Genomic DNA, 13,602 nt, shown 5'->3' with positions numbered 1-13,602 from the left:
GCAGGACGAAAGGAGGGGCGCGGCATGGCGCGCATCGTAAAAGGCGGAAGCTTCGTCATCGATTCGATCACGTGGGACCGGGTGACGACGCCGGAAGATTGGACCGAGGAGCAGGCGATGATCGCCGAGACGACGGAGCAGTTCATCGAAGGCGAGGTGACGCCGCACGACGAGAAGCTGGAGAAGCTCGACTACGGGCTGACCGTCGAGCTGCTCCGCAAGGCGGGCGAGCTCGGCCTGCTCGGCATCGACGTGCCCGAGGCGTACGGCGGACTCGGACTCGACAAGGTCAGCTCGACGATCGTCAGCGAGAAGCTGGCGAAAGGCTCTTCGTTCGCGCTGTCGGTCGGCGCCCACGTCGGCATCGGCACGCTGCCGATCGTGTTTTTCGGCACGCCGGAGCAGAAGCGGACGTTTTTGCCCGATTTGGCGAACGGGACGAAAATCGCCGCATACTGCTTGACCGAGCCGTCGTCCGGCTCGGACGCGCTCGGCGCGAAGACGACCGCGAAGCTGTCCGAGGACGGCTCGCACTACGTGCTGAACGGCACGAAGCAGTTCATTACGAACGCCGGCTTCGCGGACGTATTCGTCGTCTACGCGAAAATCGACGGCAGCCGATTTTCGGCTTTTATCGTCGAGCGGACGATGGAAGGGGTCAGCATCGGGCCGGAAGAGAAGAAGATGGGCATCAAGGGCTCCTCCACGTGCCCGCTCATTCTCGAGAACGTCCGCGTGCCGGTCGGCCATTTGCTCGGCGAGCCCGGCAAAGGGCATCTGATCGCGTTCAACATTTTGAACATCGGCCGGTTCAAGCTGGGCGCGGGCTGCATCGGCGGCGCCAAGGAGGCGATCGCGCTGAGCGCGGCGTACGCCAACGAACGGGAGCAGTTCGGCAAGCCGATTTCGTCGTTTCCGCTGATCGGCCAAAAGCTCGCGGACATGAACATCGCGACGTACGTGCTGGAAAGCATGGTGTACCGGACCGCGGGGCTGATCGACGCCGTGCTCGCGGACATCGACCACGACGGCGAGCTGGCGGGCATGCAGGCGGCCAAAGGGATCGCCGAGTACGCGCTCGAATGCTCGATCATCAAAGTGTTCGGCACGGAGGCGCTCGATTTCGCGGCCGACGAGGGAGTCCAAATTCACGGCGGCTATGGCTTCATTCAAGAATACAAAATCGAGCGCATTTACCGCGACTCGCGCATCAACCGGATTTTCGAAGGGACGAACGAGATCAACCGGCTGCTCATTCCCGGCACGCTGCTGAAAAAAGCGATGAAAGGCGAGCTTCCGCTTATGGAGCACGCCCAATCCGTTCAAGAGCGGATGCTCGAGCCGGCCGGGCGCGACGAAGCCGATGAGCCGTTCGGTCAGGAGAAGCGGCTGCTCGCGACGGCGAAGCAACTGTTTCTGCTGATCGGCGGCCAGGCGGTGCAAACGTACGGGCTCGCGCTCGAGGAGGAGCAGGAGGTGCTGGCGCTGCTCGCCGACGTCATGATCCGCATCTACGCGATGGAGAGCGCGATCGTTCGGGCGGAGAAAATCGCCGCGAAGTCGGGGGAGGCGCGGGCGGAATTGGCGGCGGCGATGGCGACGGTATACGTCCACGAAGCGTTCGCGGACGTCGAGCGGGCGGCGAAGCAGGCGGTCGCGGCGATGGCGTCCGGCGATCTGCTCGCGCTGCAGCTGTCGGTGCTGCGCAAATGGACGCGGCATACGCCGCCCGACGCGATCCGGCTGAAGCGGAAAATCGCGGAGAAGGTCATCGCGGCGGAACGGTACGTCGTCGGATGACGCGGATTGTCCGGACCGCCGCCGGCTGAACCGCGGGCCGCGAGCGAGCCGCGTCCGAAACGGAGCATTGGAGGTAGTCGACAGCATGGACGCCAACCTGGAAAACTGGATGAGGAAGCTGGAGGAAGCGGCCCGAGGGACGTTTTGGGACGATTTGAGATGCAGGCTCGCGAAGGCCGAGCCGGGCCTCGTCGTCGTCTCGCTGCTGGCCGAACGGCGCCATCTGAACGGCATCGGCTTGCTGCACGGGGGCGTCCACGCCTCGCTGCTGGACAGCGCGATGGGCATCGTCGCCATGATCGCGAGACCCGGCGACAGCGTCGTCACGACGAATATGAATATTCATTACTTGACCCCGCTGGGGCTCGGTCCGATTACGGTGACCGCGGAGCTCGTGCACGAGTCGCGCAAAACCGTTACCGCGCGCGGCCGTGTCGAGGACGGGGAAGGGCGTCTCGGCTCGTGGGGAAGCGCCTCGTTCCGGGTCGTCGGCGGAGAGGCGCCCGCGGTCCGGCCGTCCTGATGCGAAGCAGCGATGTCGGCCGTACCGCCAAGGTACGGCCTTTTTTCAATGACCCGGCTCCGCGTCCGCCGAATTCGCAACGCAGATGGGGGAAGGCTAATCGGCCGCCGAGCCGCTCGGTTGGATTTGTGTCGATCCGCTGCGGATTCCGGTGTCGGACATGCCCGCAGACGGTCGATCGCGTTTTAGGCGGGGGAAGACGAAAAAACAGCTCGTCAACGATCGGTTGATTGTTATATAATAAAAAAACAAACCATAAACTGTAGTAGTACAAAATTCGACGAGAGGGGGTGAACGGGTTCGCATGCTGCCTCCGGCCCATCAATTTTTCGAAACGCTTCCGCAGAAGCAGTGCGCCAAATGCGGAACAGTCATGGAAGAGCAATCCGAGTGCTACACGCACGTTTGCGTCGAATGCAGCGGGGGAACGGTTTATCCGTTCGGCTTCAAGCTCGTACCGGTCCCCCCGAAATGAACGTACCCGGCCGGAGTCCGTGCCGTACGAAGCGAAAAGAATCCCGTCCGGATGGAGGGATTCTTTTTCTTGCCTCGGGATCGGGGTACGGGACCCGGCCCCGAAGATCGATCGGCGGAAGCGTCATCCCCATTTGGGCGCATAATCCGCTTCATACGTCTGCAGCTTCCGGATCAGCGCTTCGGGATCGCGGTCCGTCACGATCAATCGTTTGTACGGTTCTTTCATGAACCCTTGTCCGATCATATGGTCGAACAGCGACAGCAAAGGGTCGTAGTATCGATTGACGTTCAGCAATGCGCACGGCTTGCGGTGATACCCGAGCTGGGCCCACGTGAACACCTCAAACCATTCTTCCAGCGTGCCCGTGCCCCCGGGCAATGCAATGAAGCCGTCGGCGCGCTCCGCCATCATCGCTTTTCTTTCGTGCATCGTATCCACGACGTGAAGCTCCGTCAATCGATCGTGGGCGATTTCCACATCAACGAGCTTTCTCGGGATAACTCCGATCGCTCTTCCGCCGGCTGCCAGAACCGCATCGGCGACGGCTCCCATACAGCCGACCGTCGCGCCTCCGTATACGAGATCCAATCCGTTTGCCGCCAGCGCTTCCCCCAATGCCCGCGCTTCGTTCCTATAGACGGGATCGGAACCGTTTCCCGACCCGCAAAATACGGCTACCGTTTTCATCAATCGGCGCTCCTCTCCTTTATCCGCGACGTTGCCCGGCCCGACGTTCAGGCGGGCCATTCGCTCTACTTATCGTACGCCAGCGCTCGCGGGGAAGACAAGCCGCGTGGCGTCGATACCGGTATTTTCCGGTCGGTCCGGCCGGGCACGAGCCGCTGCGGAACGCATCGGAACGCCTTTCGCGCCGCTTTTTCGCAAAATCGGTTCATGTGGCAAAACTTCTGCATTGCCGGATGGCGGCATATATGGTAACATCGGAATGATTTCTTTTCGTATACAGGTATTATACAGTACAACAAAGTGCGACGAAGCTTGATGCGCAAAGCGATGCGCACGGTCCAATCGGAGAGAGGAAGATGACGTTATGACGAAAATGGCCAAGATTGCCGTGCTGTACGACCGGAACGCCGTCCTGCTCAGACAGCGATTCGGCTTGAACGCGTTCGGGCTGTACGCGGGCGAAGTGCTCGCCCATGCCGGACTGCCGTTCGCGACGCTGAACGATGCGGAGGAGCTGGAGCATTGCGACTGCGACGTTGTCGTGGCGGCGGTATGCTCGGAGGACGATCGGACGGTTGCGGCGATAACGGCGTACATGGAGCGCGGCGGAATCGTGATCGGCTGCGCGAACTTGAACAAGCTCGGCGTCACGCTGGGCTACGCGAAGGAGGCTTGCGTCGCGCCGGGCTACGCGCTGCTGGAGCCGGCCGGAAACGAGGAGCGGACGCCGCTGCGCTTTTTGGAAGCGTTGCCGTGGCGAAGCGGAGCGGCCGGAGGCGGCGTCACGTGCGAGGAGAAAGGCCGGATCGTCCGCGATCGTCCCGACGGGGAGCCGGCCGGAGCGGCTCTGCAAACGTTTCGGGTCGGCGGCGGCCGGCTGTACCGCTGGTCCGTCGACATATGGGATACGATCGTGCGGCTGCAGCAGGGCAAAGGACCGGTCCTCGAGGACGGAGCCCCGGCACCCGACGGGACGGGAGCGGTCGACGACGGCATCCTGAAAGCGGACGACCAGGCGGCCGTCGATTGGCGCTGGGACCGGAAAACGACCGAGACCGGCATGCCGTATTTCGCATATCCGTATGCCGACCTGTGGCGGGAAGCGTTCGTCGGCGCCCTGCTCGGCACGGTCGTCGAAACGGGCAAGACGGTGCCATTCGTCGGCTATTACCCGGACGGCGTCTCCCAAGTGCTCATGATTTCCCACGACAGCGACCATAATCAGGATAAGCAGGCGAGAACGACGCTCGCGCTGTTGGCCGAGCTCGGCATCCGGACGACGTGGTGCATGCTGGAGCCGGGATACGGCAAGCCGGTGTACGACGAGGTGAAGGCGGCCGGGCACGAGCTCGCGTTCCACTACAACGCCCTGGAGGCGCAGGGCGGCGCCTGGGCGGAGGAAGAGTTCGCCCGTCAGCTGCAATGGCTGAAAGACGCGGCGGATCTTGACGGCGTCACGTCGAACAAAAACCATTACACCCGCTTCGAAGGCTGGGGCGAGCTGTTCGAATGGTGCGAACGTCACGGCATCGCCGCCGACCAGACGCGAGGCCCGAGCAAGAAGGGCAACGTCGGCATGCTGTTCGGCACGTGCCACCCGTACTTCCCGATCGCTTGGTCGACCGAGGGGAACCGGATGTACGACGTGCTCGAAATGAGCTTTTTGACTCAGGATTTGGAACTGTCCAACCTATCCGACAATTCGGTCATCGTGCCGTTTTTGGAGCAGGTGAAACGGGTGGGGGGAGTGGCCCATTTCCTGTATCACCAAATTCATATCGACCGGTGGGAAGCGGTGCGCGATTCGATTCGCCTGCTCGTCCGCGAAGCGCGCCGGCTCGGCTTCGATTTTTGGACAGGGAAAAAAGTAAACGATTGGGAGCGATACCGCCGGTCTTTAATTCCCCGCCTCGACGACGAAGGCAACGTCGTGGTCGACGGGCGTTCCGAAGGTCGGGACATCGTCGTCTACGTACCCGTCTCCTCAGACGGCGCGGGCGATTCCGGCTCCGGGACGGAGATAAGGTTCGGAATCCGCTGCCGCCGAACGGTTGTCCGAATTTAAGACACGTTATGTGTAACGTTTCGGATAATAAAGACCTTTTAAAGACATATTTCGCGTCAATGCAAATCTTGTAATCGATAACATGAACGAATATGATGTTGATATGGGATAGCTGTGAAAACGCTTTATTGTTTCGGCGCGATACGCCAATCAACCAGGAGGAATGCAAAAGTGAAGACAGACCAAGCTTTGGCAAGCACCTCGGACCAAACGACCGTCAAGCAAAAAATCCTCCTATTGGGAAAAGCGCTTGTCCGTTATCGTTGGTTTTACTTGATGATGCTACCGGGAATTTTGTACTACATCATCTACCACTACATTCCGATGGGCGGCTTGCTGATCGCGTTCAAGAAGTACAACTTGGTCAAAGGGATTTGGGGGAGCGAGTGGGCGGGGCTCGACAATTTTCGCACCGTCTTCACGTCGCCGGACTTTCCGGATCTGATTCGCAACACGCTGATCATCAGCGTGTACCGGATCGCGTTCAATATGCTTCCGGACGTCCTGCTCGCCCTCATTCTGAACGAAATTCGCGTCCAATGGTTCAAGCGGGCGATCCAGACCGTGACGTACGGACCGTACTTTCTGTCATGGATTATCGTGTACGGTCTCGTCTTCTCGTTTTTGGCGCCGGACGCCGGCCTGATCAGCACATGGTGGCGCGATCATACGGGCGAGACGCTCAACCTGCTGACCGACAAAGATTGGTTCCGGCCGATCCTCATTTTGACGGACATCTGGAAAAGCACCGGCTACGGGGCGATCATCTACCTGGCGGCGCTCGCCACGATCAACCACGAGCTGTACGAAGCGGCCGTCGTCGACGGAGCGGGCCGCTGGAGACAAATTTGGCACATTACGCTGCCCGGCATTCGCGAAGTGTTCGTCCTGCTGCTCATTTTGCGCATCGGCCACATTCTCGACGCCGGCTTCGAGCAGGTGTACATCTTCCTCAACGCGCGGGTCTACGAGGTCGGGGACATTATCGACACGTGGGTGTTCCGCCGGGGGATCGAAAGCCTCGACTTCAGCGTCGCGGCGGCGGTCGGCTTCTTCAAATCGGTCATCGGCTTCATCCTCGTCGTTTCGGCGAACAAGCTTGCGAAAAAACTCGGCGGGTCCGGAATCTGGTAGGAGGTCAAACCGATGTCATTCATACTCAAAAAGACGAAATCCGACTACGTCGTCGATTTTTTCATCTACTTGTCCATGACGCTGTTCGGCCTGGCTACGCTGTTTCCGCTCTATTACGTCATCGTCATGTCGATCACGCCGATCGCCGAGGTGCTTCGCAACGGCGGGTTCGTCATTTGGCCGAACGAAGTGACGACCGAGGCGTACAAGTACATTTTCGAAAGCGATCGCATTCCGAAGGCGCTGTGGGTGACGGTGCGGGTAACGGTGATCGGTACGTTCTGCAACCTGCTCGTGACGACGTTCCTCGCTTATCCGCTGTCGAAAAAGTTTTTGCCGGGGCGCAACGTCGTCCTCGTCGGCATCGTCTTCACGATGCTGTTCTCGGGCGGCCTGATCCCGCTCTATATCGTCGTCCGCTCGACCGGTTTGCTGAACTCGATCTGGGCGCTCATTATTCCGGGGCTCGTCTCGTCCTTCAACCTGCTCATCATGAAGACGTATTTCGAGAATTTGCCGAGCGAAATCGAGGAGGCGGCGAAGGTCGACGGCTGCGGCGACATGCAGACGCTGTTCCGCATCGTGCTTCCGCTGTCGCTTCCGATTCTGGCCACGCTCGGGCTGTTCTACGGAGTCGGCCACTGGAACGCGTACTTCGGCGGGATCATGTACATGACCGACAAGGACATGATGCCGATCCAGGTCGTCCTGCGGAACATGATCGTGTCGCCTAGCGTCAGTACGGAGCTGAACATTAACGCGAGCGACATTCAGCAGCTGCCGCCGGAGACGATCAAGATGGCGACCGTCGTCGTCGCGATCATTCCGATCTTAATTATTTATCCGTTTCTGCAAAAATATTTCGTCAAAGGGATGCTGCTCGGTTCCATCAAAGGATAACCGCGCCCGCAGCCCGAGACGTTCGGGACAAGGGCCAAGGCTCCATGTCGCCGATCGGGAAGACCCCGCGCTTCGGACGTTTCGATCCGTTGCCGGGTCTTTTTCGTTTTGGGGAGAAAACGCGGCGAATCCAGACGGTTTGACAGGTGATTCTTTTTTTACCCATTCGGGAAAAGTTTTTCTTGATGTGAAATTAGGCCTGTGTTACGATGATCGCGAAAAACCGTTATTCGGATGCCAACGGCGCTCGGACGACGGCAAACCATTCGGGGAGAGGATCGATGTGAGCGTCATGGAGCAGTGGGATACGCCGGCCGTCCTGATCGATCTGGACGTGCTGGACCGCAACTTGCGGGAGACGGCGAATCGGGCGGCGCGAGCAGGCGTCAAGCTCAGACCGCACACGAAGACGCACAAAAGCGTCTGGATCGCGCAGGAGCAAATCCGGTACGGCGCGTCCGGCATTACGGTCGCCAAGCTCGGGGAAGCGGAGACGATGGCCGAAGGCGGCATCGACGACATTTTGATCGCCTTCCCGGTCATCGGCGCCGCGAAGCTGGAGAGGCTCGGCCGGTTAATGGAGAAGGCGAAGGTGACGCTCAGCACGGACGACGTCGAGGTCGCGCGCCAATGGTCGTCGCTCGGCCGCAGCTTGGGCCGCGACGTCCGACTTTACGTCGACGTGAACACCGGCTTGAACCGGTGCGGCAGGCAGCCGGGCGAGGAGACGGCCGAGCTGGTGAAGCGGATCGCCGAGCTCCCCTACATACGCGTAACCGGATTGATGACCCATTCCGGCCACGCCTACGGCCACGACGCGCCGGAGGCGATCCGCGAGGCGGCGAAGCGGGAAGCGGACGATCTGGTTTCGACGAAAGTGTTGCTCGAAAACGACGGCATCGCGATCGAAGAAATCAGCGTAGGATCGACGCCGACGTCGAAATACGTCGCCGACGTCGCCGGTACGGGCGTGACGGAAATGCGTCCGGGCGCTTATGTTTTCGGGGACGGCGGACAGTGGAAGATGGGGCTCATCGGCGAGGACGAGTGCGCCATGACGATCGCGGCGACGGTCGTCGGCCGTCCGCGTCCGGGGACGATCATCGTCGACGCCGGCTCGAAGACGCTGAGCAGCGATTTGAGCAAGTACCATCCCGGCTACGGCATCGTTCTGGGGCACGAAGGAGCCGTCATCGAACGGCTGAGCGAGGAGCACGGCATCGTCTCGGTTCCGGACCTCGATTCGTTCCGGATCGGGGAGACGGTGCGCATCGTGCCGAATCATTGCTGCGTCGTCACGAATCTTCACGACAAGCTGTGCGGCGTCCGCAACGGGCGGTTCGAGAAATGGCTGACCGTCGACGCGCGAGGCAAAGTGCGGTAAACGGGCCGAAATGAACGAAAATAGGACGATTTAGCGATTATTGCGATTCCCATTATCCGAAACGGAAAGGACGATTGTACCCATGTCCATCGAAATCAAAGCGCCAAACGCCCCTCAATTCCCGCTGCCGTTCTCGCATGCTCTCCGTGCGGGAGACTTCGTCTACGTTTCCGGTCAAGTCGGCGTCTATCCGGAAACGCGCGAGCTCGCGGGCGACACGATCGAAGCGCAGACGACGCAAAGCGTCCGCAATATCGAAGCGATTCTCGAAGCGGCCGGACTGACGCTGGACCATGTCATCAAAGTGAACGCCCATTTGAGCGACCTGAGCATGTCCCCGGCCTATAACAAAGTATACGAGACGCTCTTCAGCAAGCCGTATCCGACGCGGACGACCGTTCAGAGCGGGCTCGGCAACTACTTGATCGAGATCGACGTCATTGCGTACGCGCCTACGCGCCGAGGAGAAGGCTGAATGAAGCGGGACGCGATTACGCGGATCATCGCGGAATGGGTCGAGTCGAACAAGGAAGCTTCGGCCGCCTTGGCCGCCGAGCTCGTCCGCATCCCGAGCGTCAACCATCCTCCGAACGGAAATGAAGCCGCTTACCAGTCTTATTTTGCCGAGCGGCTCCGTTCGCTGGGAGCGGACGTCACCGTCTACGAGCTGGACGATGTACCGGGCTTGAACGACCATCCGGCGTTCATGAAGACGCGCAACTATGCCGGAAGGCCGAACGTGCACGGCTTGTTCGCCGGTGCCGGAGCGGGCCGCTCGCTCGTCTTCTCCGGCCATGCCGATACGGTGTATGAAGGGACCGAGCCTTGGCGGGACGGACCGTTCTCGGGCACGATCCGCGACGGCAAGCTGTTCGGCCGCGGCTCGTACGACATGAAAGGCGGCATGGCCGCCGCGCTGGAGGCGATTCGCTGCTTGCGCGAATGCGGCATCCGGCTCCGCGGCGACGTGTATATCGAAAGCGTCGTCGACGAAGAGCACGGCGGCGCGAACGGGACGCTGGCCGGCCGCTTGATGGGCGTCAATCCCGATATGGCGGTCATTCCCGAGCCGACGAACCTGGTGCCGTATCCGGCCCATCTGGGCGGGGGCATCTGGAAGGCGGAATTTTCCGGCAAAAGCGGCATCGGCTTCAACGGCGAAGAGCTGGTCAGCGCGCTCGACGCGACCGTGGCGTTCGCCATGCTGCTGCAAAAGTTCAAGAAACGGCTGAACGAGCTCGTGCCGACGCATCCGATGTGGAGCCATACCGACCGCGGCATCGACGTCGTCGTCCTCTCGATCGTATCGGGCGACACGAATCGGGAGCTGCAGGAGAAGCTGCCCGCCGACGGCAAGCTGAACTTCTGGATCGAAGGCTACCCCGGCATGACCGATGCGCAAATTCTCGACTGGTTGTGGCAATTTTACGAGAGCGAGCTGCCGAACTTTCCGATATTGGCCAAAGTCCGGCCGCACGTTACCCCGCTCATCCGGTATTTGTCCGGCAGCGAGATGCCGGCCGGCGAACCGACGGAATCGTTCCTCGCCGTCGTCCGCCGTTCCGGCGCGACGGCGCTCGGACGGGAGCCCGAGGCGAACCGGGGATCGCCGTTCGCCTGCGACGGCTTCATGTTCAACCTGCACAGCCCGACGCCGGCGCTCGTGCTGGGGCCTTCCGGCGCGAATGCGCATGCGGCCGACGAATATCTCGATTTGGACAGCTATTCCCGATTAATCCGCTGGTTTGCCGAATTGACGGTGGATTGGTGCGGAGCGGAAGGAGACTGAACGGACGATGGAACAACCGAAACGAAACCGCCCCTATGCGATCGGCGTCATCGGCGTCGTCCATGAAACGAACACGTTCGCGCCCGGCAAGACGGAGCTTGAGGCGTTCCGGGGCGACTGGGTCGAGGGAAGGGAGGCGTTCGTCGGCCGTTACCGGGGAACGAAAACGTCGATGGGCGGCGCGATCGACGCGGCCGAGTCGCTCGGGCTGGAGCTTCGCCCCGGCCTGTATACGCAGGCGACGCCGAGCGGCATGGTGACCGACGAGGCGTTCGACGCCATCGCGAACGGCATGGTCGATTCGATCGAGCAAGGGCTCGACGGACTCGTCGTCATCCTGCACGGAGCGATGGTCGCCGAGTCGTATCCCGACGCGGAAGGCGAAATATTGCGGCGCATTCGGGGCAAAGTGGGGCCGGATTTTCCACTTGCGATGACGCTGGATTTGCATGCGAACATCAGTCCGGCGATGGTGGAGCGCACCGATCTGATCGTCGCGTACGATACGTATCCGCACGTCGACGTATACGACCGGGCCGTCGAAGCCGTGGGGCTGTTGAAGCGAATGCTGAACGGCTCCGTCCGTCCGGTTCAGAAGCTCGTCCATACGCGGATGCTGGTCGCGCCTCAAGCGATGCTGACCGACGCCGGCGCGATGAAGGAGCTGATGGAGCTGGCGTTCGAGCTGGAGAAGGAGCCCGGCGTCCTGAACGTTTCGGTCGCCGGCGGGTTCCCGTTCAGCGACGTGGCGGACGCCGGCATGACGTTCGTCGTGACGGCCGACGGCGACCGCGAGCTCGCGGACCGGTGCGGCGAGACGCTGCGGTCGGCGGCCTGGGAGCGCAGGGAGCGGTTTCTCGTCCGGCTGACGGAGCCGGCCGAGGCGGTGGCGCTCGCGTCCCGTCATCCGGAAGGACCGGTCATTTTGACCGAAAGCGCCGATAACGTCGGCGGCGGCGCACCGGCGGATTCGACGCATTTGCTGCCGCATTTGCTGGCGTCGCCGAAGAAGAGCCTTCTCGTCCTGTGCGATCCGGAGGCCGCCCGATTGGCGGCGAAGGTCGGCATCGGCGGCGAGCTGCGGTGTCCGGTAGGCGGCAAAACCGACGATCTGCACGGCGAGCCGATTCCGATCGTCGGGCGGGTCCGTACGCTGTCCGACGGGAATTACCGGCATATCGGCGCATACATGACCGGCCAATATGCGAGAATGGGCTTGAGCGCCGCGGTGGAGTGCGGCAGCGTGACGCTCGTGCTGACAACGGAAAGGGTTGCGCCCTGGGACGTCGGACACGTCCGCGCGGTCGGACTGTCTCCGGAGCAATTCCATATCATCGTCGCGAAGTCGGCGCTGGCATGGAAAACCGCGTTCGGCGACGTCTCGAAGCTGGAAATCGACGTCGATACGCCCGGCTGCTGTTCGGGCAACTTGAGCCGGTTCCGGTACGAAGCGCTGAAGCGTCCGATTTATCCGCTTGATTCGATTGAATGACGAACGGAATAACGGGGAGGAGCTGCGAATATGAGAACGTACGAGAAGTCCCGCGCCAAGCTGGCGGAGGCGAAGCAGGTGCTGGCGGGAGGCGTCGCGAGCACGCTGCGCGGCTCGATGAAGCCGACGCCGCTTTACGCCGAGTCGTCCTCCGGCGTCATCGTCCGCGACGTGGACGGCAACGAATATATCGATTATTTGCTGGCCTACGGGCCGCTTATTCTGGGCCATGCCCATCCGGGCTTCAACGAGAAGGTCGGACGCGCGATGGCGAAAGGCATCTCCTACGGCTTGCAGCATAACGGCGAAATCGAGCTGGCTAGGCGGTTGACGGAGGTGCTGCCTTGCGCCGACAAAGTCGCGTTGAGCGGCTCGGGCACGGAAGCGGTCATGCTTGCGCTTCGCCTGTCCCGCGCTTATACGGGCAAGCGGAAGGTCGTCCGGTTCCACGGCCATTATCACGGCTGGTCGGACTCGATCTTCACGTCGTTCCCGAGCCCGGACATGATGCAGAAGGCGACCTCGGCCGGCGAGAGCAGCGTTCCTCCCGGTACGAAGGGACAGAGCGAGTTCAGCCTGCAGGACGTCATCCTGCTGCCGTGGAACGAGCCGGAAACGCTCGAGGCGACGCTGCGAGAGCACGCGGGCGACATCGCCGCGGTCATTTCGGAGCCGGTCATGTGCAACTCCGGCTGCATTTTGCCGAAGCCGGGTTATTTGGAGAAAATGCGGGAGCTGACCCGGGAGCTCGGCATCGTGCTCATTCTCGACGAAGTCATTACCGGCTTCCGGCTTAGTCCGGGCGGCGCTCACGGCCGTTTCGGCATTACGCCGGACCTCGTGACGGTCGGCAAAGCGCTCGGAGGCGGCATCGCGCTCAGCGCGGTCGGCGGCCGCCGCGACATTTTCGAGCTGATCGATTCGGAGCAGGTGAGCCATCTCGGCACGCTGAACGGCAACGGCGTCGCCACGGCGGCGGGACTTGCCGTGCTCGAGGAGCTGACCGCGAACGGCGGCGCCGTCTATGGTACAATGGAAGACAACGCGATCAAGCTGGCCGGCGGCATTCGCGACCTGTTCGCGAAGCGCGGCATCCGCGGCGTCGTCAACCAGATCGGCCCGGTGTTCCATATGATGTTCATCGACGAGGACGAAGTGACGCATTTCGATACGTTCCAAAAGCGCGACGCCGCGAAATATGCGAAGTTCGCCGAATATATGCTCGACGAAGGCGTGCTTGTCCGCCCGAACGGGCTCTGGTACATTTCGGCCGTACACGAGCCGAGCCATATCGAGGCGACGCTGGCGGCGATCGACCGCACGTTCGTCCGGCTGACGGAGGGGAAGTAA

At 61.6% G+C, this 13,602-nt stretch carries 12 protein-coding genes; 11 read left to right on the top strand and 1 reads right to left on the bottom strand.

Translation table 11 applies throughout. The features are described 5' to 3' along the window. Nucleotides 1-24 precede the first annotated feature (24 nt). The 3 genes from DLM86_RS09005 to yhfH all read left to right on the top strand — a co-directional run bounded on the left by DLM86_RS09005 (nt 25) and on the right by yhfH (nt 2,798). Nucleotides 25-1,800 carry an acyl-CoA dehydrogenase family protein gene (locus DLM86_RS09005; RefSeq protein ID WP_110839645.1) on the top strand — a complete coding sequence of 592 codons (1,776 nt, stop codon included), beginning with the start codon at nt 25-27 and terminating at the stop codon, nt 1,798-1,800. Nucleotides 1,801-1,885: 85 nt separating this feature from the next. Beyond that, entirely contained in the window at nt 1,886-2,323 is a 438-nt protein-coding gene (locus DLM86_RS09000; RefSeq protein WP_110839644.1) for a PaaI family thioesterase, read from the top strand. Between the two features lie 304 nt (nt 2,324-2,627). Further along, the gene (yhfH, locus tag DLM86_RS08995; RefSeq protein WP_110839643.1) at nt 2,628-2,798 is read left to right on the top strand and encodes a protein YhfH; all 171 of its coding nucleotides are present in this window, start codon (nt 2,628-2,630) and stop codon (nt 2,796-2,798) included. 123 nt (nt 2,799-2,921) lie between these two features. Here yhfH and DLM86_RS08990 read toward each other — a convergent pair whose 3' ends face one another. Continuing rightward, nucleotides 2,922-3,488, bottom strand: coding sequence for an LOG family protein (locus DLM86_RS08990; RefSeq protein ID WP_110839777.1), 567 nt, complete (start codon nt 3,486-3,488; stop codon nt 2,922-2,924). Between the two features lie 364 nt (nt 3,489-3,852). Here DLM86_RS08990 and DLM86_RS08985 point away from each other — a divergent pair, with 364 nt between their 5' ends. The 8 genes from DLM86_RS08985 (at nt 3,853) to DLM86_RS08950 (ending at nt 13,602) form a co-directional block, all read left to right on the top strand. Beyond that, on the top strand, nt 3,853-5,553 hold the full coding sequence (locus tag DLM86_RS08985) for a polysaccharide deacetylase family protein (protein WP_110839642.1): 1,701 nt from the start codon (nt 3,853-3,855) through the stop codon (nt 5,551-5,553). 171 nt (nt 5,554-5,724) lie between these two features. Beyond that, nucleotides 5,725-6,687, top strand: a complete 963-nt coding sequence (locus DLM86_RS08980) for an ABC transporter permease (protein WP_245954445.1) — start codon at nt 5,725-5,727, stop codon at nt 6,685-6,687. Between the two features lie 12 nt (nt 6,688-6,699). Beyond that, the gene (locus tag DLM86_RS08975; protein WP_110839641.1) at nt 6,700-7,587 is read left to right on the top strand and encodes a carbohydrate ABC transporter permease; all 888 of its coding nucleotides are present in this window, start codon (nt 6,700-6,702) and stop codon (nt 7,585-7,587) included. A 292-nt stretch (nt 7,588-7,879) separates the two neighbouring features. Beyond that, a complete protein-coding gene (locus tag DLM86_RS08970) occupies nt 7,880-8,971 on the top strand; it encodes an alanine racemase (protein WP_245954485.1) in 1,092 nt (363 codons plus the stop codon). Nucleotides 8,972-9,053: 82 nt separating this feature from the next. Further along, nucleotides 9,054-9,446, top strand: a complete 393-nt coding sequence (locus DLM86_RS08965; protein ID WP_110839639.1) for a RidA family protein — start codon at nt 9,054-9,056, stop codon at nt 9,444-9,446. Next, the gene (locus DLM86_RS08960) at nt 9,447-10,760 is read left to right on the top strand and encodes a M20/M25/M40 family metallo-hydrolase (protein ID WP_110839638.1); all 1,314 of its coding nucleotides are present in this window, start codon (nt 9,447-9,449) and stop codon (nt 10,758-10,760) included. Nucleotides 10,761-10,767: 7 nt separating this feature from the next. Continuing rightward, nucleotides 10,768-12,252 (top strand): M81 family metallopeptidase, encoded by a 1,485-nt coding sequence (locus DLM86_RS08955; protein ID WP_110839637.1) that lies wholly within the window; start codon nt 10,768-10,770, stop codon nt 12,250-12,252. A 30-nt stretch (nt 12,253-12,282) separates the two neighbouring features. Continuing rightward, nucleotides 12,283-13,602 (top strand): aspartate aminotransferase family protein, encoded by a 1,320-nt coding sequence (locus tag DLM86_RS08950; RefSeq protein ID WP_110839636.1) that lies wholly within the window; start codon nt 12,283-12,285, stop codon nt 13,600-13,602.

It is taken from the genome of Paenibacillus flagellatus (genome assembly GCF_003217775.1).
Lineage (GTDB): Bacteria > Bacillota > Bacilli > Paenibacillales > NBRC-103111 > Paenibacillus_AB > Paenibacillus_AB flagellatus.
This window is presented reverse-complemented; position numbering and strand designations above follow the sequence as displayed.